Below are 22,883 nucleotides of genomic sequence, written 5' to 3'. Positions count from 1 at the left end.
CTCGGCCGTCGGGTTCGACACCGCGCTGCTCGTGGACGCCGTGGACCGCCAGCTCGGTGTCGAGGCGCTGGCCGGACCCGGGACGCCGCTGCTCACGGTGACCGAGCCGACCGAGACGGCGACCGCCGCCGCCTTCGCGCACACCGCGATCCTCGCGGGGCGTCCCCTCAACGCCGGGCCGCTCGCCGAGGCGGGACGGCTGTTCGGGCGGCTCGCGCACCTCCTGGACGCCGTCGAGGACCGGGAGGCCGACGCGCGGTCGGGTGCCTGGAACCCCCTCACCGCGACCGGGACCTCCCTCGCCGAGGCGCGGCGGCTCGCCGACGACGCCGTGCACGGGGTGCGGCTGGCGCTGCGGGAGGTGGAGTTCCGCGACGCCTCGCTCGCGCACCTGCTGCTCGTGCACGAGCTGCGGCGCTCGGTGGACCGTGCGTTCGGCACGGCGCCGGCCTGCGCGGCGCACGCCTCCCACGGCACCCCTCAACCGGGGCCGTACGGACAGCAGTACCCGCCGCAGCACCCGCAGGGGCCGTACGGGCAGCAGCAGGGGCCGTACGGGACGCCGCAGAACCCCTACGCGGGCGGCGGGGCGCCCGGGGGAGGGGCGGGCGGCGGGTCCGGCGGCGGTGGGTTCGGCGGGTACGGCGGCGGCCCGGCCCCGCAGCCGCCGAAGGGGCGGCGCGGGTTCTGGGCCGGCTGCGGGATGTTCTGGCTGCTGCTGTGCACCTGCAAGTTGTGCTGTGCGAAGGAGTACGAGGGCCCGTGGTCCCGCAAGAAGCGCGAGGGCTGCTGCCGGGACTGCGACTGTGACTGCAGCGGCTGCGACTGCTGCTGCCCGTGCGACGGCTGCTAGGGAGGGGCCGCGCCGGGGATTCCCGGGCCGCGCCGCGATTCTCCGGGCCGCGCCGCGGTTTCCGGAGCGGGTCGCATGCCCCTGGGAGGATCGAGCGGCGGGCGTTTTGGAGGGGCGACATCCGGACATCCCCGGGGCATGGGCGTGCGACGGGGCCCGGCACCCCTCGGCGGCACCGCCGACAGGGGCCCCGCGGGCGGCTGTTCGCCGGAACACCGCACGTGAGGCCGGTCACATCGGAGCCGCGCCGCCGCGCCGGCCGTCGCGCCCGCCCCTTCTCGCCGCCGGGGTGACACGGTCCAACTTTCGTAGATCATTCAATGGTTGACGGCTGAAAGGCGCCCTTGCGCCTACCGGTCGTTCGGCCGAATACTCCACCCCAGCGCTTGTCAGGGGCACGGCATGTCCGGAATCCGGACGGCTGCCCGGCTGACTGCGCCTCACGGGCCCCGACCCCACGCGGGCCCCCGACTTCCCTTGGAGGGAACGAAAAGTGAGGATCAAGCGCACCACCCCTCGCAGCGGCATCACCAGACGGACCAGGCTGATCGCCGTGTCCTCCGGCCTCGTCGCCGCTGCGGCGTTCGCGATCCCCAACGCGACCGCCGCGGAGACTCCCGCCGCCTTCAGCGCCACCCAGTTGAAGGGCGTCAGCAGCTCCGTGCTGAAGGCCGACGTCCCGGGCACCGCCTGGGTCGTGGACAGCAAGACCAACCGTGTGACGGTGACCGCGGACAGCACGGTCTCCCAGGCGGAGATCGCGAAGATCAAGAAGCAGGCCGGCGCCGACGCCGGTGCGCTCACGATCAAGCGGACCGCCGGCAAGTTCAGCAAGTTCATCCAGGGCGGCGACGCCATCTACGCGGCCAGCTGGCGCTGCTCGCTCGGCTTCAACGTCCAGGACAGCAGCGGCAACCAGTACTTCCTGACAGCCGGCCACTGCACCAACGGCGCGGGCACCTGGTACTCCAACTCCGCGCGCACCGCGGTCATCGGATCGACCAGCGGCTCCAGCTTCCCGGGCAACGACTACGGCATCGTGCGCTACTCCGGTTCCGTCAGCCGGCCCGGCACCGCGAACGGCGTGGACATCACCCGCGCGGCCACGCCCAGCGTGGGCACCACCGTCATCCGCGACGGTTCCACCACCGGTACGCGCAGCGGGCGGGTCACCGCCCTGAACGCGACCGTCAACTACGGCGGCGGCGACATCGTCTCCGGTCTGATCCAGACCACCGTCTGCGCCGAGCCCGGCGACTCCGGCGGTTCGCTCTACGGCAGCAACGGCACCGCATACGGTCTGACCTCCGGCGGCAGCGGCAACTGCACCTCGGGCGGAACGACCTTCTTCCAGCCGGTCACCGAGGCGCTGAGCGCGTACGGCGTCAGCATCTACTGACGGTCGCGCCGGACGTCCACCGCTGCGGAGCCTGAGCGCAGTCGGCAGCAGGCACACGAGCCCCCGCACGCATCGGCGTGCGGGGGCTCGTCGGCGTTCCGGGCGTCCCCGGCGTCCCGGGTGTTCCGGGCGTCCGGGTGTTCCGGGCGTTCCTGTTTCCCGCGCCCCCGTCCGCTTCCTTCGGTGAGAGTGCGGGGCGATGAGCGGCGACCGGCGGGCCGTCGGTCCGCGTCCGCGGTGCGGGTGCGGGTGCGGGTGCGGGTGCGGGTGCGGGTGCGGGCGTACGGGGGTGCGGGGTGAACGGCCGTGTGCCGCGAACCGCTTGCGGTCCGGCCGCGAAAGGGCGATTTCAAGACAGGCGTAGACCTTACGCACCGCACATGGTCGGCTCTGTTGCGGCGTTTGCTGTGCGAAGAGAGCGCTGTGACTGTGCACGGTCAAGATGAGGGGGGCGTGCAAACGTGTTCTACGAGCGTCCTGAAGTCGACCTTGTGTGCCCCCTTCGAACCTAGGAATAGTGAGCGGTGTTCAACCGGCAGGGGTGCGGCTTTTGTTGTGTGTCGCCCCCCTGGCCGTACGCCTTCAGGTCCGGCGAGGTCCCCACAACCTCTCGGGCCGACCCCCCACAGGAGGACGTGAGTTGAAGCACCGACGCATACCCAGGCGACGTGCAGCCGTGGCAGGTGCGGGCATCGCCGCACTGGTCGCCGCGGGAGTGACCTTGCAGACTGCGAACGCCAGTGAGTCGACCGGGACGCCCGCACCGAAGACCCTTTCGGTGGGCGCGGCCGGAAAGCTCGCCTCGACGCTCGCGAAGGACCTCGGCGCCGGCGCCGCGGGCACCTACTACGACGCGCAGGCCAAGAACCTCGTGGTGAACGTCCTCGACGAGACCGCCGTCACCGCCGTCGAGGCGGCCGGCGCCAGGGCCAGAGTCGTGGAGAACTCCCTCGCCGAGCTCAAGAGCGCCCGCGCGACGCTCAAGAAGGACGCGGCCATCCCCGGCACCGCGTGGGTGACGGACCCGGCGACCAACAAGGTCGTCGTGTCCGCCGACCGCACGGTCTCCCGGGCCGAGTGGGCCAAACTCGGCAAGATCGTCGACGGGCTGGGCGCCAAGGCCGAACTGAAGCGCGCGAAGGGCGAGTACAAGCCCTACATCGCCGGCGGCGACGCGATCACAGGCAACGGCGGGCGCTGCTCGCTCGGCTTCAACGTCACCAAGGGCGGCGCGCCGTTCTTCCTGACCGCCGGGCACTGCACCGCGGCCATCACGACGTGGTCGGACTCCAGCGGCCAGGAGATCGGCACCAACGAGACCTCCAGCTTCCCGGACAACGACTACGGCCTGGTCAAGTACACCGCCGAGGTGGACCGTCCGAGCGCGGTCAACCTCTACAACGGCTCCACGCAGGCCATCAGCGGCGCCGCGGACGCCACCGTCGGCATGCAGGTGACCCGCAGCGGTTCGACCACGCAGGTCCGCGACGGCAAGGTCACCGGCCTCGACGCCACCGTGAACTACGGCAACGGCGACATCGTCAACGGGCTGATCCAGACCGACGTCTGCGCCGAGCCCGGCGACAGCGGCGGTTCGCTGTTCTCCGGCGACAAGGCGGTCGGACTGACCTCCGGCGGCAGCGGTGACTGCACCTCCGGCGGGGAGACCTTCTTCCAGCCGGTGACCGAGGCGCTCCAGGCGACCGGCACCCAGATCGGCTGACGCGCTCCGCGCAGGCCCCGTCCCTCCTTACCGGGGGGCGGGGCCTTCCCGCGCGCGAGGTGGCCGTACGCCGGTTCGACGCGGCGGCGAGCCTCACGCGCGCGAGGCCGCCGTCACCGTCACGATCCGCTGGACCGGCCGGCGGGCCTCACGCGCGCGCGGCTGCCAACTCAACAGCGTGCCAAAAGTCAACGCCAGATCGGCGGGCCTCACGCGCGCGAGGCCGCCCCGGGAGATGACGGCCGGTCAGCTCTGCGTCCCGACCGGGCCTCACGCGCGCGAGGCCGCCCGCCCGGTCTTCGGCGGTGCCGCGCGCTCGCTGCCGCGCAGGGCCGTCGCCAGGAGCGTGACGGCGATGCCGCCCGCCGCCCAGGCGGAGAGGACCAGAAGGGCGCCGGTGGTGTCGTTGCCGCTGAAGTAGGCGATCGACCGGGTCGCCCACGTTCCCGCGCCGGGGGGCAGGGCCGGGCCGATGTCCTTCCAGAACGGCGGGAGCAGCGGCGGCGGCAGGGCGCCGCCCGCGCTCGGGTTGCCGAGGATCACCACGATCAGGATCGCCAGGCCGATGCCGGCCAGGCCGAAGAGGGCCTGGAAGGCGAGGGTGGCCGCGCCGACCGCGAAGACGATCAGCGCGCCGGCGCCCCAGAGCGCGGCGATGCTGCCCGGCAGGGCGTCCAGGACGGGGCCGACGATCAGGGCACCGCCCAGACCGCCGACGACGGCGACCACCGCCATGGCGAGGAGGCGGATCAGCGAGCGCCTCGGTGTGGGGCGGCGCGCGCCCGAACTGATCGTCATGATCGACGCGCACAGGTAGCCGCCCACGCACCAGCCCACCGTCACGTAGAAGGACGTGAGCCCGTTGGAGTCGCCCGCGGCGGCCGGGGCCACGTCGACGGTGCGCAGGGTACGGGCCTCGGACCTCTCCAGGGAGGTGACGAGGCTCTGGAGGGCGGCGGCCAGCACCCGGCCGCCGCCGGTGGCGACCAGGAGGGTGTCGGTGGTGCCGGCCGGGTCGATCAGCAGGGCGCCGTCGATCTCCCGGTTCAGGATCCGCTCGCGCGCCGTCGCCCGGTCGGGGACCGTACGGGCGTCCAGGGGGGTGCCGGGCAGCTTGTCCAGGCGGTCCGCCGTCTGCCGGGCCGCGACCCCGGGCGCGACGACGCCGAAGGGCACGTCCTTGAGCTTCGGGTTGTGCAGCGCCCCCACGTAGGACGTGATGAAGAGCAGGCTCAGGGCCAGCACGCCGATCACGAGCAGGGTGGCCCGTGGGGTGACGGCGTCCTTCACCTCGTCGAGGAAGGAAGGGGGCGCGGCGTCGGCGCGGGTGGTCTGCGTCATGCCCCCACGCTCCGGGGGCCGAGGCGTTTGCGCAGGCGGGGGCGGCCGAACGGATGTCGTACGAGTGTTCGATAAATGCTCGGGACATGGTCTATGGTGGGGGTGGGGAAGTTGGGAACTGATGTTCGAGAATCGGTTCGGGCCCACGAGTGCGGGAGGTGCGGATGGCGGGCTTCACGCATCTGCGCACCGTCTCCGGGTTCTCCCTGCGGTACGGCGCCTCCCACCCGGAACGGCTGGCCGAGCGGGCCTCCGGGCGGGGCATGGACGCGCTGGCGCTGACCGACCGCGACTCGCTCGGCGGCTCGGTGCGGTTCGCCAAGGCGTGTGCGGCGGCGGGGGTGCGGCCGCTGTTCGGCGTGGAGCTGGCCGTGGCGGAGTCCGGGCGCCGGGGAGCGGGGGGCGAGGCCGCCGGGCGCCGCCGCGCGCCGGTACGCGGGGGTGCTTTCGTCGATGAGTCGACCCCCCGGGTGACCTTCCTGGCCCGTGACGGCGCCCGCGGCTGGGCGGATCTCTGCCGAATCGTTTCTTCTGCGCATCACGGAGAGGGTTCGCCGCTGCTGGCCGAGGAGGACAACCGGGGGGACGGGCTGACCGTCCTGCTCGGACCCGACTCCGACGTCGGGCGGGCGCTCGCCGCGGGCCGGCCCGACCGGGCGGCCCGGCTGCTCGTGCCCTGGCGGGAGGTCTACGGCGACGCCCTGCGGCTGGAGGCCGTGTGGCACGGGCGCTCGGGCACCGGGCCCGGCTCGCTGCGGCTGGCCGCCCGGACCGTCGGCTTCGCCGCCGAGCAGCGGGTGCGGCCGGTGCTGAGCAACGCCGTCCGCTACGCCGATCGCGGCCTCGGCCCGGTGGCCGACGTGCTGGACGCCGCACGGCGGCTCGTGCCCGTCGGCGCCGCCGGGGAACCGGACTCCGGGGAGGCGTGGCTCAAGGGCGCCGAGGAGATGGCGCGGGTCGCCGAGCGCGTCGTCGAGGCCGCGGGGTTCGGGCGGCGGGCCGCGTACCGGCTGCTGGAGCAGACCGAGGCCGCGGCCGCCGAGTGCCTGGTCGACCCCGAGGACGACCTCGGGATCGGCACCGTCCACTTCCCCGAGCCGCAGCTCGTCGGCGCCGGGCGGCGCGGCGCCCAGCGCGCGCTCGCCTCGCGGGCCGTCGCCGGCATGGTGCGGCGCGGTCTCGACGGGCGGCGGGAGTACTGGGAGCGGATGCACCGGGAGCTGGACGTCATCGCCCACCACGGCTTCGCCTCCTACTTCCTGACGGTCGCTCAGGTCGTGGACGACGTACGGGACATGGGCATCCGGGTCGCCGCACGCGGTTCCGGCGCGGGGTCGCTCGTCAACCATCTGCTCGGCATCGCGCACGCCGACCCCGTGGAGCACGGGCTGCTGATGGAGCGGTTCCTGTCCAAGCGGCGGCCGGTCCTGCCCGACATCGACATCGACGTCGAGTCCGCGCGCCGGCTGGAGGTGTACCGGGCGATCATCGGCCGGTTCGGCACCGAGCGGGTCGCGACCGTGTCGATGCCGGAGACCTACCGGGTGCGGCACGCCGTGCGGGACGTGGGCGCCGCCCTGTCCATGGACCCCGCCGACATCGACCGCATCGCCAAGTCCTTCCCGCACATCCGGGCCCGGGACGCGCGGGCCGCCCTGGACGAGCTGCCGGAGCTGCGCGCGCTGGCCGGCGAGCGGGAGCGGTACGGCAGGCTGTGGGAACTGGTCGAGGCGCTCGACGCCCTGCCGCGCGGCATCGCCATGCACCCGTGCGGAGTGCTGCTGTCCGACGCCTCCCTGCTCTCGCGGACGCCGGTCATGCCGACCAGCGGCGAGGGCCTGCCCATGTCGCAGTTCGACAAGGACGACGTCGAGGACCTCGGGCTGCTCAAGCTCGACGTGCTGGGCGTACGGATGCAGTCGGCGATGGCGCACGCGGTCGCCGAGGTGGAGCGGGCCACGGGGGAGCGGATCGACCTGGACGCGGTGGAGGAGGGCGATCCGGCGACCTACGGCCTCATCCGGTCCGCCGAGACCCTGGGCTGCTTCCAGATCGAGTCGCCGGGCCAGCGCGACCTGGTCGGACGGCTCCAGCCGGCCACCTTCCACGACCTCGTCGTGGACATCTCGCTCTTCAGGCCAGGGCCGGTCGCCGCCGACATGGTGCGGCCGTTCATCGAGGCGCGGCACGGCCGGGCGCCGGTGCGCTATCCGCACGAGGACCTGCGGGAGCCGCTGCGGGAGACGTACGGGGTCGTGGTCTTCCACGAGCAGGTCATCGACATCGTGCACCTCATGACCGGCTGCGGCCGGGACGAGGCGGACCGGGTCCGGCGCGCTCTGTCCGACCCGGAGTCGCAGGGGCGGATCCGGGTCTGGTTCGCCCAGCACGCGGCGGCCAAGGGGTACGACGCGGAGACGGTCCGGCGGACCTGGGAGATCGTCGAGGCGTTCGGGTCGTACGGCTTCTGCAAGGCGCACGCGGTCGCCTTCGCCGTACCGACCTACCAGTCCGCCTGGCTGAAGGCCCATCACCCGGCCGCCTTCTACGCCGGGCTGCTCACCCACGATCCCGGGATGTACCCGAAGCGGCTGCTGCTGGCGGACGCGCGGCGGCGCGGGGTGCCGATCCTGCCGTTGGACGTGAACGCCTCAGGAATCGCTCACCGTATCGAACTGGTGTCTGATTCAGGGCAGGTGGAGGGGCGCTGGGGGCTGCGGCTCGCCCTGTCCGACGTGCACGGGGTCAGCGAGGCCGAGGCGGCACGGATCGCGGACGGGCAGCCGTACGCCTCCCTGCTCGACTTCTGGGAGCGGGCCCGGCCCAGCCGTCCGCTGGCCCAGCGGCTCGCCCAGGTCGGCGCGCTGGACGCGTTCGGCGCCAACCGGCGTGATCTGCAACTGCACCTGACCGAACTGCACCGCGGCGCCCGCAGCGCGGGCGGCGGACAGCTCCCCCTGGCCGGCGGGCGCGGCACGGCCTCGGCGGGGCTGCCCGACCTCGGCCCGGCGGAACGGCTCAGCGCCGAGCTGGGGGTGCTCTCGATGGACGCCTCGCGCAATCTGATGGACGACCACCGGGCCTTCCTCGACGAGCTGGGGGTCGCCTCGGCGCGACGGCTGCGGGAAGCCCGGCACGGTGACACCGTGCTGGTCGCGGGCGCCAAGGCGGCCACCCAGACACCGCCGATCCGGTCCGGCAAGCGGGTCATCTTCAGCACGCTGGACGACGGCACGGGCCTGGTCGACCTCGCCTTCTTCGACGACTCGCACGACGCGTGCGCCCACACCGTCTTCCACTCCTGGCTGCTGCTGGTGCGCGGGGTGGTGCAGCGCCGCGGCCCGCGCAGCCTGAGCGTGGTGGGCGCGGCCGCCTGGAACCTCGCCGAACTGATCGAACTGCGCGCGGAGGGCGGCCTCGACGTGGTGGCGGCGCGGCTGGCCGGGCCCGCGGCGGCCCCGGCGCGGGACACCGGCGACCCGGCGCGCGGCCGGCGCATCCGGATGCCGACCGGTTACGAGCTGAACCCGTGGGCCGATCTGCGGCCCGCGGGCCAGGAACAACCCTCACAGGTACGGAAGTTGTGGCACCAGAGCCCGGGGAGTGCGGGATGACCATCCTCTGCGTACGTTTCCAGCCGCCGCCCGCGCACGAGGCGGACCTGCCCGCACTGCTCGGCGTGCTGGAGGACTTCACGCCGGTCGTCCAGGCGCTGCCGCCGGACGGGGCGCTGGCCGATCTGCGCGGCGCCGAACGGTACTTCGGGCGGGACGCGGCCGAACTGGCGGCGGTGATCCGGGTGCGCGCCCTCGCCCACCACGGCGTCGACTGCGTGATCGGCGCGGGCCCGGGGCCGATGCTGGCCCGGGTGGCGCTGGCGGGCGCCCGGCCGGGGGAGACGTGCGCGGTGCCCGAGGACCCGGACGCCGTCGCCGGGTTCCTCGCCGGGAAGCCCGTCGCCGCACTGCCCGGCGTCGGTGCCGCGACCGCCCGCACCCTGTGCGAGTACGGCCTCGACACCCTCGGCTCGGTCGCCGCCGCGCCGCTGTCCACGCTGCAGCGGCTGGTCGGCGCGAGGACCGGCCGCGAACTGCGCGAGAAGGCGAGCGGCATCGACCGGGGCCGCGTCGTCCCGAACGCCGTGTCGCGCTCGCTGGCCACCGAACGCCCCTTCGCTCGCGACGAACTGGACCCCGGACGGCACCGCCGCGCCCTGCTCTCGGCGGCCGGGGAACTGGGCGCCCGGCTGCGCGCCCTGGACAAGGTCTGCCGCACCCTCACCCTCACCGTGCGCTACGCCGACCGCTCCTCGACGGTCCGCAGCCGCACGCTGAAGGAGCCGACGGCCCACTCGGCGGCGCTGACCGGGGCGGCGTACGGGATGTATGAGGCGCTGGGCCTCCAGCGCGCCCGCGTCCGGGCCCTCGCGCTGCGCGCCGAGGGCCTCGACCCCGCCGAACGGGCCTCCTACCAGCTCACCTTCGACCCGCGCGACGAGAAGGCCCGCAGGATCGAGGAGGTCGCGGACCGCGCGCGGGCCCGGTTCGGGCCGCACGCGGTGATGCCGGGCTCGCTGGCGGCGTAGGGGCGTTGTGAACGTCCGGGTGCGGTGCGGGACGTTCGCGACACCCCCCCAGGCGTCACCGGGCCCTGGGCGGGGCGATCCGGGTACCGTCCGCCGGCTCCGCCGCTCCGCGGGCCGGCTCGTCGACGAGATCGTGCGCAAGGGCTAGGCCGAGCGGCGGCCGCACCCCGGCGACGCGCGCGCCCGGCTCGTCGTGCTCACCGGGCGGGGGTGGGCCTGCGCCCGCGCGGCCGAGGAAGCGGCGGCGGAGGCGGTCCGGGCCTGGGGTGGCGTCCTCGGGGACGGGGAACTGCGCGCGCTGCGGGACGGGTTGGCGCGCGTCGCGCCGCACGGGCCCGTCCGGCCGCTTGATGACGGTTCGTCAGGATTCGTCGCCCGTGCCTGAATCGCCACCGGAACCGCCACCGGAAGTTTTTTACCGGCGCGTAACTTCCCACATCCGCTACTCACTCGTAACTTGACGAGTGAACAGCATCCTCGTGATCCGGATCACAGGGCGTCAGGCCGTCGCACCTCCCCTGAGCCGCAAGGAGATCACCCGATGCTGCCCTGGAAACGAGTGCTCAGACCCCTCGCCGCGCTTCTCCTGACCGCGGCGGTCGCCTTCGTCCCCGCCACCGGCACCGCCCAGGCCGCCGAGACCTCGGCCACCGCGAGCAGCGGCTGGAACGACTACTCCTGCAAGCCGTCCACCGCCCACCCCCGCCCCGTCGTCCTCGTGCACGGCACCTTCGCCAACTCCGTCGACAACTGGCTGGGACTCGCGCCCTACTTGAAGAACCGCGGCTACTGCGTCTTCTCCCTCGACTACGGCCAACTGCCTGGCGTGCCCCTCTTCAACGGGCTCGGCCCCATCGAGAAGTCGGCGGAACAGCTCTCCGCCTACGTCGACAGGGTGCTCGCCGCGACCGGCGCCGCCAAGGCCGACCTCGTCGGCCACTCGCAGGGCGGCATGATGCCCCGCTACTACCTCAAGTTCCTCGGCGGCGCCGCCAAGGTGAACGCGCTCGTCGGCATAGCGCCCAACAACCACGGCACCACCCTGTCGGGCCTCGCCAACCTGCTGCCCTACTTCCCCGGCGCCGGGGACCTGCTCGGCGCCGCCACCCCCGCCCTCGCCCAACAGGTCGCCGGATCGGACTTCATGACCCGTCTCGAAGCGGGCGGCGACACCGTCCCCGGCGTCCGCTACACCGTCATCGCCACCCAGTACGACGAGGTGGTGACGCCGTACCGCACACAGTTCCTGACCGGACCCGGCGTGAAGAACGTCCTGCTCCAGGACCTGTGCCCGGTCGACCTCTCCGAACACGTCCTCATCGGGCTCACCGACCGGATCGCCTTCCACGAGGTGGCCAACGCGCTCGACCCCGCCCGCGCCACACCGACCACCTGCGCGTCCGTGATCGGCTGAGCGAGGGAGCGCGCTACCGGGGCCTGACCGGCCTGAGCCGCCGTTCAGGCCCCGGAGCCGGGGGAGTTCAGCGCCCGCGCCGGGCGCCTGCCGCCGCCCGGCGGCGCACCGAGGCGAACAGGACCGCCGAACCGAGCGCCAGGGTCGCGGCGCCGCCCACCGCGAGATACGTCGTGCCGCCGCTGCCACCGGTCTCGGCGAGGTTCCCGCCGGCGCCCGCCGCCCTCGGCCGGTCGGCCGGGGCCGCGGACGGCGCCTTCTCCACCGGGGCGGTGGGAGCCGCAGACATGGCGGCACCCCCGCCGCCGTGGCCGTTGTGCCCGACCGTCGACTTTCCGGCACCGGCCGCGATCTGCTTCTCGGTCGGCGCCGAGGCGCTCGGCGCCGGAGCGGCCTTGCCGGCGGAGCCGGCGGACGCGCCCGATGCGCCGGACGAGCCGGACGCGCCGGACGCGCCCGAGCCGCTCGCGCCGCCGGAACCGGAGCCGCTGCCCGCGGAACCGCCGAACGTGACGTCGGAGCAGGTGTAGAACGCCTCCGGGCTGTCCGAGCGCTGCCAGATCCCGTACAGCATCTGCTTGCCGGAACGCTGGGGCAGCGAGCCGGAGAAGACGTAGTAGCCGTCCTTGCCCTTGGGGTCGGTGGGCGCCGTCGCCACCGGATTCGCCATGTCCAGATCGCTCCAGGCGAGCGGCTTGGCGGGGTCGTACCCCTGCTTGGTGATGTACACCTTGAAGGTGCCCCGGTGCGGCGCGGTCACGCGGTAGCGGAAGGTGTACCGACCGCTGCCGACGGCCGTCGTCGGCCAGTCGGTGCGGGCCAGGTCCAGCCCCTTGAACGCCTCGTTGTTCGCGCTGCACAGCCTGCCGTCCGGGATCAGCTGCTCGTGGCGGCCGTTCGCGTCGCCGATGCGGATGCCGTTCCAGTCGTAGAGGGCCTGGGTGCCGCCCGCCGCCACCGCTGCCCGGCACGCCGCCGACTTCGGGTTCTCCGGTCCCTCCGCGTAGCACTGGGCGACCCGGCTGACCGGGTCGCCCATCGAACCGTGCGCCGAGGCGGGCGCGGCGGCCAGCGCGGCCAGCGCGAGCGGGGCCAGGCCGAGGGCGGCGACAGTGGCGGCCTTGCGGCGTGCGGGCATGGGGGACTCCTCGGAGCGGTCACCGGGAACGGGGCGGCGAGCTGCCGGATCCCGTGGGGGGCGAACAGCAAGCTAGCCCCGGGAAACCGGGAAGTCCCCTGCTGGGGAGGGCCGGAGGAGATCCTTATGGTGCGGTTAAGGAAGTGCTCAGACTGAGATCAGGTTGGGAGCGTGCGTGCCCTGGCGGGCGAGGGGATCCGCCCCGCGACAACCGCGGACGTACGGGCCGTCGAAACGGCGACCGGCGCCGCACGGCCGCCGCGTCCGGCCTGCCCGGGGCTGAGCGGGTTCACGAGATCGTCGAGCGGCGTGCGGACGGGCCGTACGACCGTGTCCACCACCGCGAGCGGCCGGGCTGACGTGTCTCGCGCGGCCGGCGGGGCGGGTCAGCCGGCGGGCCACCAGGTGCGGGCGATGTCCTTGCGGACCTCCGGTCGTCCCGAGGGGGACTCCTCCGCCTCCTCACGGGCCCGGCGGGCGTCCGACTTCTTCAGGGGCTTCTGCACGGTGGTACGGCGCATGGCTGCCTCCTTCAGCGCCCACCCGAGTTCCGCGCTGTCGCGGAGGCAGACGCTTTTCGGTAGATTTCCTCACCGGTCCGCGACCTGTCAGTGGCGGCGGTCACGATCGGGATTGTCAGTGGCGGGTGTCACTGTGGGGTCATGACGAACGGTGAACGGGCCGACACGGGGACGGAACCCGACTGGGACGCCCTGGCGCCCGCCTTCGACGACGAGCCCGACCACGGACTGCGCGACCCCGGGGTGCGCCGGGCCTGGGCCGCCCGGCTGCGCTCCTGGCTGCCCGACCGCCCCTGCGACGTGCTCGACCTGGGCTGCGGCACCGGCAGCCTGTCGCTCCTCGCGGCCGAGCAGGGACACCGGGTCACGGGCGTGGACCGGTCGGCGGCGATGGTCGCCCTCGCCCGAGCCAAGCTCGCCGGGCGCGACGCGGCGTTCCTCGTCGGTGACGCGGCGCTCCCGCCGGTGGGGGAGGAGCGCTTCGACGTCGTCCTCGTCCGGCATGTGCTGTGGACGCTGCCCGACCCCGGGCGCGTCCTGCGGCACTGGCGCGGGCTGCTGCGGCCGGGGGGCCGGTTCGTGCTGGTCGAGGGCGTGTGGGGGACGCTCGCCCCGGTCGGGCTGCCGGCCGCCCGGCTCGGCGAGCTGCTCCGCCCGCTCGCCGCACAGGTCCGCGTGGAACCTCTCGCGCAGGACACGGCCCTGTGGGGCGGAGCCGTGGACGACGAGCGGTACGCGCTGGTGGCCGATGTCTAGGGCGTGCCGTGCGCGGTGCTCGCCGCACCCCCCTGGGCCAGCAGCGACCGCAGGCCGTCCGGTGCGGTGGCGAGCACCTCCAGTTCGTCGAGCGCCGTGACCGCCGCCGCTGCCGCGCGGGGGTCCGCCTCGGCCAGGCCGCTCGCGGCGAACTCGTCCTCGTCCAGGCGGAGCACGCCCGAGCCGTCCGCCGGGCACCACAGGTCCAGGTCGAGGTCCTCCACGACCAGCTCGGCGCCGGACAGCACGGCCGGACGCGTGATGTCGCAGTACCAGCCCTTCAGGGCGCCGGCGGCGTCCCGGACCTCCTTCACCGCGTACCAGCGGTCGCGCCAGTAGTGCTCCGTGAAGACGTCGCCCGGCTCGAAGCGGACGAAGCCGAAGTCGCGGACCCCGGCACCCGACCAGGGGGCCCGGACGGTGACCCGGGTGCCGTCGTCGGCGATCAGTTCGCCCCCGTAACGGATCTTCGTACGGCCCGCCTTGACGAGGACGACCTCCACCCGGCGCGGCCGGTCAGCCGAGTTCGCGGACATGGCGCACCTCCGTTCCGCAGATCTCGTAGCCGAGCCGCCTGTTGACGGCCAGCATCGGCGCGTTGCCGCCGTCGTTGCCGGTGAACGCCTCCGTGCGGCCGGCCGCACGAGCGCGGTGCAGGGAGTCGTTCTTGACGAGTGCGGCCAGACCCCGGCCGCGGAAGGCGCGTGCCGTGCCGGTCATCGCGGTGGAGTAGCGCGTGGCGCGGTCCGTGTGGGCGGCCGTGAAGGCGACGGGACGGCCGTCCACGACGGCGACCGACGTGAGGTCGAGGTCGAGCAGCGGATGCCGCCAGGTCTCCTCGACCCAGGCCCCGTAGTCCGTGAACTCTGCGCCGACATCGCTCGGTTCGTCCGACGTGACCTCGGCGTCCAGCGTGAACAGCGGGCGCGGGTCGTCCGCGAAGTCGGCCGCCGTGCGCAACTCGACGCCCGGCGGCGGTTCCTGAAGCGGCGGCAGGGCGCCGTCCGACAGGTCCAGGCGCAGGAAGTGGGCGCGACGGCCGGGGCGGTAGCCGAGCCGTTCGGCGAACGCCCGGTCCCGCCCCGTGTCGAGGACCCAGGACAGCAGCCTGGTCGCGCCCCGCGTCACCAGATGCTCCTCGGCCGCGCGGACGAGGAGCGTTCCCGCGCCCCGTCCGGTGCGGTCCGGCCGCACGTAGACGTTGAGATACCCCTGCCCCGGCTCCGGGCTGTCGGGGGCGAGGCCGATCTGCGCCGTGCCGATCGTCTCGCCGTCCTCCTCCGCGACCAGGGTCCGGCAGTGGGCGTCGGGACGGGTCCGGGCCTGCCGGTGCAGCACGGCTTCGGGGGCCCACAGGACGTACGGCAGGGCCAGCCGGCGGCTGCGGACGAACCGCTCGACGTCGGCGGGTACTTCGGGGCGCAGATCACGCACGGTCACGGTCACGGGGCGCACGCTACGGGGGAGCCCGCCCCCGGCGCCTCCCCTTTTCCGCCGGGTACGGGACAATCGGACGGTGACCCTGAAGATCCACATCGACGACAGTGCCGCGCCCTACGAGCAGGTGCGGGCGCAGATCTCGGAGCAGGCGCGGGCGGGGGCGCTGCCGGTCGGATACCGCCTGCCCACCGTGCGCGGGCTGGCGCAGTCCCTCGGCCTGGCCGCCAACACCGTCGCCAAGGCCTACCGGGCCCTGGAGAGCGACGGCGTGATCGAGACCCGCGGGCGCAACGGCACCTACGTGGCCGCGGCCGGCTCCGCGGCGGAACGGGAGCTGGCGTCGGCCGCGCAGGCGTACGCCGAGCGGGCGCGCCGGCTGGGGCTGGCGGAGCAGGACGCGCTGGCGGCCGTGCGGGACGCCCTGCGGGCGGGCTACGGGCGGGACTGAGCGGGCGACCGCGCCTCGGAAGCCCCGGCCGGGGTGGGTTCCAGACCCCGGCGGGCGCGGGAGCGCGCGTGTGCCGACCGGCGGGCGCGGGAACGCGCGCTGCCGATTACAGGTACAGCCCCGCTTCCGCGCCGTCCCGCGGGTCCGGCACCGCCGTGGGCGAGGTGCCCCGGCGCAGCGCGTACAGCTCGGCCAGCGTCGCGCCCTCCCTGCCGAGGCCCTCCTCCGTGCCCAGCCAGCCCACGGCCTCCCGCCGGGTCAGCGGGCCCACCTCGATACGGGCCAGACAGCGGCCCGGACGCACCACCGCCGGATGCAGCCGCTCCAGGTCCTCGTTGGTGGTCACCCCGACCAGGACGTTGCGGCCCTGCCCGAGCAGACCGTCCGTCAGGTTCAGCAGCCGGGACAGCGCCTGGCCCGCGGTGTGCTTGGCCTCGCCCCGGATCAGCTCGTCGCAGTCCTCCAGCAGGAGCAGCCGCCAGCGGCCCTTGCCCGCGGCGTCCTCCTCGCCGATCGCGATGTCCATCAGATAGCCGACGTCGCTGAACAGCCGCTCCGGGTCCAGTACGCAGTCCACCTGGCACCAGTCCCGCCAGGAGCGGGCCAGCGTCCGCAGCGCCGACGTCTTGCCCGTGCCCGGCGGCCCGTGCAGCAGCAGGAGCCGCCCCGCGATGTCCTCCGGGGTCGTCTTCATCAGGCGGTCCATGGCGTCCGCCACCGGCGCGGTGTAGTTGGCCCGCACCTCCTCCCAGGTGCCCGCCGAGATCTGCCGGGTCGTGCGGTGCGGGCCGCGCCGCGGGGAGACGTACCAGAAGCCCATGGTCACGTTCTCCGGCTGCGGCTCGGGCTCGTCGGCCGCGCCGTCCGTCGCCTCGCCCAGCACCCGTTCGGCCAGGTCCTCGCTGGTCGCGGTGACCGTGACGTCGGCGCCGCGGTTCCAGCGCGAGATCAGCATGGTCCAGCCCTCGCCCTCCGCGAGCGTCGCGCTGCGGTCGTCGTCGCGGGCGGCGCGCAGCACCCGGGCGCCGGGCGGCAGAAGGGTCGCGCCGGACCGTACGCGCTCGATGTTCACCGCGTGCGCGTACGGCTGCTCGCCCGTCGCGAAGCGGCCGAGGAACAGCGCGTCGACGACGTCGGACGGCGAGTCGCTGTCGTCGACGGTGAGCCGGATCGGCAGAGCGTCGTGTGGGTTCCCAGACATGCGGCCATGATCCGCCACGGGAGGTCCGCACGCACCCCGTTTCCGCGCCCGGTACCACGGCTGGTCGCACCCGGACGGGCCTCCCCGCCGCGGCACGGGGACCGGGCTGCGGGCCTCGCGCGGTCACGCGGGTGAAGTCGTGGTGCGAACGGGGCCGCCGTGCTGAAAGTGAGTCACCTTTCTTGGCATGGACACTTCCAGTCAACACGCGTAGTTGGTACGACGGTCATGGCAGTGATCCTGCTATAGGGAGGTTCCATGAGACGTTCCCGACTTTCCGCATACGTCGCCTCACTCGTCCTGGCCGTCGGCGCCGCCCTCACCGGGGCCGCCACCGCGCAGGCCGCCGGAACCGCCGCCGCCGGCGGGTACGTGGCACTCGGCGACTCCTACTCCTCGGGCCTCGGCGCGGGCAGCTACATCAGCTCCAGCGGCGACTGCAAGCGCAGCACGAAGGCGTATCCCGCCCTGTGGGCCGCCGCGAACTCACCCTCGTCGTTCGACTTCACCGCTTGCTCCGGCGCTCGTACGAGTGATGTCACGGCCAGTCAGCTCGGCCCGCTCAGCACCGCCACCTCACTCGTCTCCATTTCGATCGGAGGCAACGACGCCGGCTTCGCCGACATCATGACGACCTGTGTGCTCCAGTCCGACAGCGCCTGCGTCGCCCGCATCAACACCGCCAAGGCGTTCGTCGACTCCACGCTCCCCGGCCGCCTCGACACCGTCTACTCCGCCGTCCGCGCGAAGGCCCCGTCCGCCCGGGTCGTCGTCCTCGGCTACCCCCGCTTCTACCAGCTCGGCGCCTCCGGATGCGTCGGCCTCTCCGAGACCAAGCGCCGCGCACTCAACGGGGCCGCCGACTACATCAACACCGCCACCGAGAAGCGCGCTCTGGACCACGGCTTCACCTTCGGCGACGTGCGCCCCGCCTTCGCCGGTCACGAGCTCTGCTCCGGCAGCTCCTGGATGCTCTCGGTGAACTGGCTCAACATCTCCGAGTCGTACCACCCGACGGCCGCGGGCCAGGCGGGTGGTTATCTGCCGGTCCTCGACAGCGCGGCCTGAGCACCGCCGGACCCCGCCCCTACGCGCCCGGCGAGCCGCCGGGCGACGGCGAGACCCCGCCCGACGGGGTCTCCGCCACACAGGTCACCGAGAAGGGCACCAGGTCGGACCTGGCCGCCACCGGGGAGCGGACCTCCACGCCGATCGCGTTCCGGACGGTGCCGCCGCGGTCGTACGTCGTCACCAGCACCCGGTCCTGCCTGGTCCGGTCCCCGCCCTCGGGGAACGACAGCGTCTTCCAGCCCTGGTCCATCACGTCGCCGCGCTCGGACACCCAGCGATAGGCCACCTCGGCGGGCAGCCTCCCCACCGTGAACGTCGCCGTGAACGCCGGAGCCTGGGCCTGCGGCGGCGGACAGGCCCCGGAATAGCGCGTGTTCGAGCCCGCCACGGTCACCCGCACGGACTGCGGCGGCGCCGACGTCCCCTTGCTCTCCTCCGGGCTCGGCCCCGAACTCTCCTCGCCCCCGGGGGAGTTCTCCCGGCCGGTGTCGGTGGGGGACGCTCCGCCCGTCGCGCTCGTGGTCGCGTCACCACCCGTACTGCCCCCGCCGCCCTTCTCCAGCAGGGCGTACGTCAGTCCCGCCACGGCCAGCGCCAGCGCGGCGACGCCCGCGACCAGTGCCAGGGCGGCACGGCTGCCGCGCTCCGGACGTGCGGGGGCCGTCGCCGGGGCGGGCCCGCCCGGCACCACCGGCCGGGTCGGACCGGGCTGCGGCACCGGGGCCGTCGGGGCGGTCCGGCCCGGCGCCGGGAAGGCCGCAGCGGCCGTACCGGACGGACCGGATGGACCGGCCGGACCGGACCGCGTCGCGGTCCCGCCCGCGCCGATGATCCGCAGATCCTGCTCCGCCCGCTCGGCGGGCAGGCGCTGCGCCGGGTCCTTGCGCAACAGCCCCTCGATCACGGGGGCGAGCGGACCGGCCCGGCGCGGCGGGGGCAGTTCCTCGTCCACGATCGCCCGCAGGGTGCTGAGCGGAGTGGTCTGCCGGAACGGGGAGTTGCCCTCCACGGCCGCGTACAGCAGCACCCCGAGGGACCACAGGTCGGACTCCGGACCGGGGGTGCGGCCCAGTGCCCGCTCCGGGGCCAGGAACTCGGGGGAGCCGATGACCTCGCCGGTCATGGTCAGCGCGGAGGTGCCCTCGACCGTCGCGATGCCGAAGTCGGTGAGGACCACCCGGCCGTCGTTCGACATCAGCACGTTGGCCGGCTTCACGTCCCGGTGCAGCACACCCGCCTCGTGCGCGGAGCGCAGCGCCGACAGCACCTCGGCGCCGATGTGCGCGGCGCGCTGCGGGCTCAGCGGGCCCTCGGCGTCCAGGAGTTCGGCCAGGGAGATGCCCCGGACCAGCTCCATCACGATCCACGGCCGGCCGTCGTGGGCGGCCACGTCGTACACGGTGACCACATTGCGGTTGGCGACCCGCGCCGCCGCCCACGCCTCGCGCTCCAGCCGGGCGTAGAGCCGGTCGGTCTCCGGTCCGGGCAGACCGGCCGGCGCACGCACCTCCTTGACGGCGACCTCGCGGTGCAGCAGCTCGTCGCGGGCCCGCCACACGGTGCCCATGCCGCCCTCGCCGAGCGGGGACAGCAGGCGGTAGCGGCCCGCGATCACCCGTTCACTGCCGTGGTCTTCGGACACGGGCGTCCCCCCTTCGCATCCGGGCGCATTCTTCACAAAAGTAGCTCAGCCGAGTGCGGATGCCGCCCCCTGGAGAACCAGTCCGGCCCCGAGCAGCACGACCAGCACCGCCGAACCCAGCGGTGCGGCCCCGCGGACGAAGACCGTCAGCGGATGCGCAAGCCAGCGGGGGCGGGTGTCCATCACCCGCATCACACCGGTACCCAGCCGTACGACCGCGAACCCGGCCGCGGTCAGCGTCAGCGCCAGCCCGACGCCGTACGCCACGACGAGCAGCAGCCCGAACCACGCCCTGCCGAGCGCCGTCGCACCGACGAGCACGACGATCGCGGAAGGGCTCGGGACGAGACCCCCGGCGAAGCCGAGCAGGAGGGTGCCGCGCAGAGTGGGAGCGGTGGGGTGGGTGTGGGTGACTCCGCCGTGCGTGTGGGTGACGCGGGTGGGGGCGGAGGCGTGGGCGCGGGTGTGGGTGTGCGCGGGGTCTTGGGTGTGTGCCGGGGCTATGGAGGTTGAGGCCATGGCGGGGGAGACCATGGGGGCAGGGGCTATGTGGGGAGGCGCTATGTGGGGAAGCGCTCTGCGCGAGGAGGCCGTGGGGGCGGCGGCCATGTGTGTGGGGGACGTGGGGGCAGCGGCCATGTGTGCGGGGGGCGGGTTCGCCGCGGACGTCGGGACGCCGGGTGCGTGACCTGTGCGCGCGACCAATACGGGTTCGCGGCCCCGCTCCTGGGTGCGGGTGTGGGTGTGGGTGTGGGTGTCGGGGTGGCTGTACCCCTGCGGTACGTCGTTGCTGTTGCTGTTGCTGTTGCTGTTGCTGTTGCTGTTGCTGTTGCTGTTGCTGTTGCTGTTGCTGTTGCTGTTGCTGTTGCTGTTGCTGTGCTCGTGCTCGTGACCCGGACCGTGGCTGTGACCGTGGCCGCGGTGGTGCCAGGCGCGGCGTACGAGGGCGACGCCCGCCGCGAGCACCAGCGCCCCGCTCGCGACGCCCAGCCCGGTGATCACCGAGGGCGCCGCCGCCGAACCCGCCGTGACCAGCAGTCCCAGCGCCACCACGCCCAGGGTGTGGGTCACCGTGACCGAGGCGGCCAGCGGCATCACGTCCTTCATCCGGGCCCGCCCGCCGCGTGCCGTCGCGACCGCCGCCATGATGGTCTTGCCGTGCCCCGGGGCCAGCGCGTGCAGCGCGCCGAGGAACACCGCGAGGGCCAGCGCGAGCGCGGCGAAGCCCACCGTGAGGTCCTGCCGGGAGACCAGGCCGTCCAGGGCGCGCGTCCACCGGTCGGCGCCGCGCGGCAGGACGCCGGGGGCGGGCGCGTTCCGCCCGGCCTCGGCGAGGGCGGGCCCGCCCGGCCGCACCCGCAGGGACGCCGTCGTGGTGTCGGCCGGCGAGGAGAGCAGGTCCGCCGGGTACCCGGTCAGTTCCCCTGACACGGAGTCCCTCGGCACGTCCGAGGCGGTGAGCGTCATACGGTCGCCGCGTGCCGTGATCTCCCGCCAGCCCGGCCCGCCGCGCTCGCCCGCGCCGCGGAAGCCGACGGCGGCCGCGGTGTCCTTCGGGAGCGGCGCCGTCAGCCGGCACTCCACCCGGAGCGTCGTCAGACCGGCCTGGCCGGGACGCGCCCGTGCCCGGCTGCTCCGCACCGTCAGCCCGACGCCGCGGCCGTCCACGGTGACCTCGCTGCCCCGGGCCGCCGCCTCGCACCGCTGGCGTGCCCAGCGGGCGGCGCCCGCCCTCCCGATGTCCGGCTCGGCCTGCTTGGCCGGGATCTCGGCGAGGTCCTCGACGTGCCGGACGCGCAGTTCACCCGGGGCGGCGACGAGGCCGTCGTAGCGGTTGACGGTGAAGTTGCCGAGCGGATGCGCGCTCGCGGGCGGGGCGGCGACCAGGCCGAGGGCGCAGGCGGCCGTGAGGGCGGCGGCGCCGGAGGCGAGCGGACGGCGGGGGTTCACTCGGCCGCCTCCAGTTCCTTCAGCGCCTTGCGGGCCTCACGGGCGCCCAACGGGGAGAAACCGGGGTTGAGTTCCAGCGCGGCCCGCAGCTGCCGGCGGGCGGCCGTGGTGTTGCCCGCCGCGCGTTCGATGATGCCGCGGTGGTAGAGGAAGGAGGCGTTGCGGTAGCCGGTGGCGGTGGCTCTGCGCGCGTAGGGCAGGGCTTCCGCGTCCCTGCCGTTGGCGTGCAGGGCCCAGGCGAGGGCGTCCGCGGTGTGCACGGTCCGCCGCCGGTTCCACTCCGCGCGGGCGGCGCGCAGCGCGGCGGCCCTGTCGCCGTGGTCGGCCGCCGCGAGGGCGGTCTCCAGATCGGTGTTGGCACCGTTGGCGCGGGCGAGGGCGGTCCAGGCGTCGACGAGGGCGTACTGCTCGTCCGCCCTGGCCCGGTCCCCGGACGCCTCGTACAACTCGCCGAGTTCCACCAGCGGTCCGGGCAGCGGGTAACGGGAGACGACGCCGGTCAGCGTCGCGACGGCCCCGGCCCGGTCACCGCTCGCGGCCTGGGCGCGGGCCCGCCCTTCGAGCGCGGGGACGTAGGTGTCGTCGGCGGCCAGCGCACGGGCGTAGTGGTCGAGCGCGGTGCGGTAGTCGCCCTGGTTCCAGGCGAGTTGGCCGAGCTGTGTGGCGACGTAGGCGATGTCCCCGGGGGCGGCGGCGGAGGAGAGGGCCCGCTTCAGCACCCGCTCGGCCGTCCGGACGTCGCCGCGCAGCTCGCGCACATAGGCGTACCGCGTGAAGACCGGGATGCCCGGACGGCGGTCGTCGGCGGTGTCGGCCGCCTTGCCTGCGTCGGCGTAGCGGCCGAGTTCGAGGAGGGCGTCGACCCGGGTGCTCAGGGCGCGTTCGCTGTACGGGTTCACCGCGAGCGCCCGGTCGGCGAAGGCCAGGGCGCCCTCGAAGTCGTGCCGGGCGGCGGCCAGGGCGGCACGCCCGGCGAGGGCCGCGTCGTTGCCGGGCCGCAGGGCGAGGGAGCGCGCGAACGCCCGGTCGGCCTGGGGGTAGCGCGCCGGGTCGCCCTTGGTGCGGGCCTGCTCGACGTAGGCGAGGCCGAGGGTGGCCCAGCTGCCGAAGTCCCGTGGCTGGTCGCGGAGATGGGCCTGGAGGGAGGCGATGCCCGCGTCGAGGTCCCCGCTCGCCAGAAGTCCCGGCAGGACGGCGGCGGAGGCGGGGGCGACGCGGGGCCCGCCGGAGTCGCGGGCCGCGCCGAGGGCGAGGGAGCCGCCGGTGAGGGCGAGCGCCAGCAGAGCGGCGCAGCCCGCGTAGTGCAGGGCGCGGCGACCGCGGGCGGCGGTGGCGGCACGGCGCAGAGCGGTGACGCGACCGGCGCGCGCCGAGTTCGGGCAGGGCGCGGGAGGCGCACCG

Annotated in this window: 18 protein-coding genes and 1 pseudogene; 10 read left to right on the top strand and 9 right to left on the bottom strand. The window is 74.4% G+C overall.

Features of this window, described 5'->3' with window-relative positions:
* The 3 genes from SZN_RS24510 to SZN_RS24500 form a co-directional block, all read left to right on the top strand.
* A partial coding sequence (locus SZN_RS24510; RefSeq protein ID WP_007499861.1) for a hypothetical protein occupies positions 1-853 on the top strand: 853 nt, incomplete at its 5' end.
* 493 nt (positions 854-1,346) lie between these two features.
* The gene (locus tag SZN_RS24505; protein ID WP_007499860.1) at positions 1,347-2,252 is read left to right on the top strand and encodes a S1 family peptidase; all 906 of its coding nucleotides are present in this window, start codon (positions 1,347-1,349) and stop codon (positions 2,250-2,252) included.
* A 640-nt stretch (positions 2,253-2,892) separates the two neighbouring features.
* Complete coding sequence (locus SZN_RS24500; protein WP_043732838.1) at positions 2,893-3,975, top strand: S1 family peptidase; 1,083 nt, start codon at positions 2,893-2,895, stop codon at positions 3,973-3,975.
* Between the two features lie 270 nt (positions 3,976-4,245).
* Here the strand turns inward: SZN_RS24500 and SZN_RS24495 are convergent, their stop codons facing one another.
* The gene (locus SZN_RS24495) at positions 4,246-5,316 is read right to left on the bottom strand and encodes a hypothetical protein (protein ID WP_007499858.1); all 1,071 of its coding nucleotides are present in this window, start codon (positions 5,314-5,316) and stop codon (positions 4,246-4,248) included.
* A 164-nt stretch (positions 5,317-5,480) separates the two neighbouring features.
* Here SZN_RS24495 and SZN_RS24490 point away from each other — a divergent pair, with 164 nt between their 5' ends.
* From SZN_RS24490 to SZN_RS24475, 4 genes and pseudogenes are all read left to right on the top strand, one after another.
* The gene (locus SZN_RS24490; protein ID WP_007499857.1) at positions 5,481-8,930 is read left to right on the top strand and encodes a DNA polymerase III subunit alpha; all 3,450 of its coding nucleotides are present in this window, start codon (positions 5,481-5,483) and stop codon (positions 8,928-8,930) included.
* The gene (locus SZN_RS24485) at positions 8,927-9,901 is read left to right on the top strand and encodes a DNA polymerase Y family protein (protein WP_007499855.1); all 975 of its coding nucleotides are present in this window, start codon (positions 8,927-8,929) and stop codon (positions 9,899-9,901) included. Before SZN_RS24490 ends, SZN_RS24485 begins: the two co-directional genes overlap by 4 nt.
* 7 nt (positions 9,902-9,908) lie before the next feature.
* Positions 9,909-10,286, top strand: a pseudogene (locus SZN_RS42775) (MarR family transcriptional regulator).
* 156 nt (positions 10,287-10,442) lie between these two features.
* Positions 10,443-11,315: an esterase/lipase family protein gene (locus SZN_RS24475; RefSeq protein WP_007499851.1), complete on the top strand. Its 873-nt coding sequence runs from the start codon at positions 10,443-10,445 to the stop codon at positions 11,313-11,315.
* A 67-nt stretch (positions 11,316-11,382) separates the two neighbouring features.
* Here SZN_RS24475 and SZN_RS24470 read toward each other — a convergent pair whose 3' ends face one another.
* On the bottom strand, positions 11,383-12,453 hold the full coding sequence (locus SZN_RS24470) for a lytic polysaccharide monooxygenase (protein ID WP_007499849.1): 1,071 nt from the start codon (positions 12,451-12,453) through the stop codon (positions 11,383-11,385).
* A gap of 386 nt (positions 12,454-12,839) precedes the next feature.
* The gene (locus tag SZN_RS43255; RefSeq protein WP_007499847.1) at positions 12,840-12,974 is read right to left on the bottom strand and encodes a hypothetical protein; all 135 of its coding nucleotides are present in this window, start codon (positions 12,972-12,974) and stop codon (positions 12,840-12,842) included.
* 141 nt (positions 12,975-13,115) lie between these two features.
* Between SZN_RS43255 and SZN_RS24465 the strand changes: the two genes are divergently transcribed.
* The gene (locus tag SZN_RS24465; protein ID WP_007499845.1) at positions 13,116-13,730 is read left to right on the top strand and encodes a class I SAM-dependent methyltransferase; all 615 of its coding nucleotides are present in this window, start codon (positions 13,116-13,118) and stop codon (positions 13,728-13,730) included.
* On the opposite strand, the gene SZN_RS24460 is transcribed toward SZN_RS24465, so the two are convergent.
* A complete protein-coding gene (locus SZN_RS24460; protein ID WP_007499844.1) occupies positions 13,727-14,266 on the bottom strand; it encodes a ribonuclease FAU-1 family protein in 540 nt (179 codons plus the stop codon). The genes SZN_RS24465 and SZN_RS24460 overlap by 4 nt on opposite strands.
* Positions 14,247-15,176: a GNAT family N-acetyltransferase gene (locus tag SZN_RS24455; protein ID WP_007499842.1), complete on the bottom strand. Its 930-nt coding sequence runs from the start codon at positions 15,174-15,176 to the stop codon at positions 14,247-14,249. The genes SZN_RS24460 and SZN_RS24455 overlap by 20 nt, the downstream gene beginning before the upstream one ends.
* Positions 15,177-15,246: 70 nt before the next feature.
* On the opposite strand from SZN_RS24455, the gene SZN_RS24450 reads away from it, so the two are divergent.
* Positions 15,247-15,618 carry a GntR family transcriptional regulator gene (locus tag SZN_RS24450; protein ID WP_007499840.1) on the top strand — a complete coding sequence of 124 codons (372 nt, stop codon included), beginning with the start codon at positions 15,247-15,249 and terminating at the stop codon, positions 15,616-15,618.
* 106 nt (positions 15,619-15,724) lie between these two features.
* Here the strand turns inward: SZN_RS24450 and SZN_RS24445 are convergent, their stop codons facing one another.
* Complete coding sequence (locus SZN_RS24445) at positions 15,725-16,819, bottom strand: DUF5925 domain-containing protein (RefSeq protein WP_007499838.1); 1,095 nt, start codon at positions 16,817-16,819, stop codon at positions 15,725-15,727.
* Between the two features lie 258 nt (positions 16,820-17,077).
* Here SZN_RS24445 and SZN_RS24440 point away from each other — a divergent pair, with 258 nt between their 5' ends.
* A complete protein-coding gene (locus SZN_RS24440; RefSeq protein WP_007499836.1) occupies positions 17,078-17,887 on the top strand; it encodes an SGNH/GDSL hydrolase family protein in 810 nt (269 codons plus the stop codon).
* A 19-nt stretch (positions 17,888-17,906) separates the two neighbouring features.
* Here the strand turns inward: SZN_RS24440 and SZN_RS24435 are convergent, their stop codons facing one another.
* The 3 genes from SZN_RS24435 to SZN_RS24425 form a co-directional block, all read right to left on the bottom strand.
* Positions 17,907-19,532 (bottom strand): serine/threonine-protein kinase, encoded by a 1,626-nt coding sequence (locus SZN_RS24435; RefSeq protein WP_007499834.1) that lies wholly within the window; start codon positions 19,530-19,532, stop codon positions 17,907-17,909.
* A 45-nt stretch (positions 19,533-19,577) separates the two neighbouring features.
* On the bottom strand, positions 19,578-21,482 hold the full coding sequence (locus SZN_RS40985) for a nickel transporter (RefSeq protein WP_007499832.1): 1,905 nt from the start codon (positions 21,480-21,482) through the stop codon (positions 19,578-19,580).
* Positions 21,479-22,883, bottom strand: a 1,405-nt coding sequence (locus tag SZN_RS24425; RefSeq protein ID WP_007499830.1) for a tetratricopeptide repeat protein, incomplete at its 5' end; no start/stop codon positions are given. The genes SZN_RS24425 and SZN_RS40985, both read right to left, overlap by 4 nt.

Origin of the sequence: Streptomyces zinciresistens K42, from assembly GCF_000225525.1 — a bacterium.
Taxonomy (GTDB): domain Bacteria; phylum Actinomycetota; class Actinomycetes; order Streptomycetales; family Streptomycetaceae; genus Streptomyces; species Streptomyces zinciresistens.
This window is presented reverse-complemented; position numbering and strand designations above follow the sequence as displayed.

What these genes read in the sequence shown, in the direction of transcription:
- SZN_RS24440 (WP_007499836.1), top strand. Translation starts at nt 17,078, where the DNA reads ATGAGACGTTCCCGACTTTCCGCATACGTCGCCTCACTCGTCCTGGCC.
- SZN_RS24485 (WP_007499855.1), top strand. Translation starts at nt 8,927, where the DNA reads ATGACCATCCTCTGCGTACGTTTCCAGCCGCCGCCCGCGCACGAGGCG.
- SZN_RS24470 (WP_007499849.1), bottom strand. Translation starts at nt 12,453, where the DNA reads ATGCCCGCACGCCGCAAGGCCGCCACTGTCGCCGCCCTCGGCCTGGCC.
- SZN_RS43255 (WP_007499847.1), bottom strand. Translation starts at nt 12,974, where the DNA reads ATGCGCCGTACCACCGTGCAGAAGCCCCTGAAGAAGTCGGACGCCCGC.
- SZN_RS24490 (WP_007499857.1), top strand. Translation starts at nt 5,481, where the DNA reads ATGGCGGGCTTCACGCATCTGCGCACCGTCTCCGGGTTCTCCCTGCGG.
- SZN_RS24475 (WP_007499851.1), top strand. Translation starts at nt 10,443, where the DNA reads ATGCTGCCCTGGAAACGAGTGCTCAGACCCCTCGCCGCGCTTCTCCTG.
- SZN_RS24460 (WP_007499844.1), bottom strand. Translation starts at nt 14,266, where the DNA reads ATGTCCGCGAACTCGGCTGACCGGCCGCGCCGGGTGGAGGTCGTCCTC.
- SZN_RS24445 (WP_007499838.1), bottom strand. Translation starts at nt 16,819, where the DNA reads ATGTCTGGGAACCCACACGACGCTCTGCCGATCCGGCTCACCGTCGAC.
- SZN_RS24465 (WP_007499845.1), top strand. Translation starts at nt 13,116, where the DNA reads ATGACGAACGGTGAACGGGCCGACACGGGGACGGAACCCGACTGGGAC.
- SZN_RS24495 (WP_007499858.1), bottom strand. Translation starts at nt 5,316, where the DNA reads ATGACGCAGACCACCCGCGCCGACGCCGCGCCCCCTTCCTTCCTCGAC.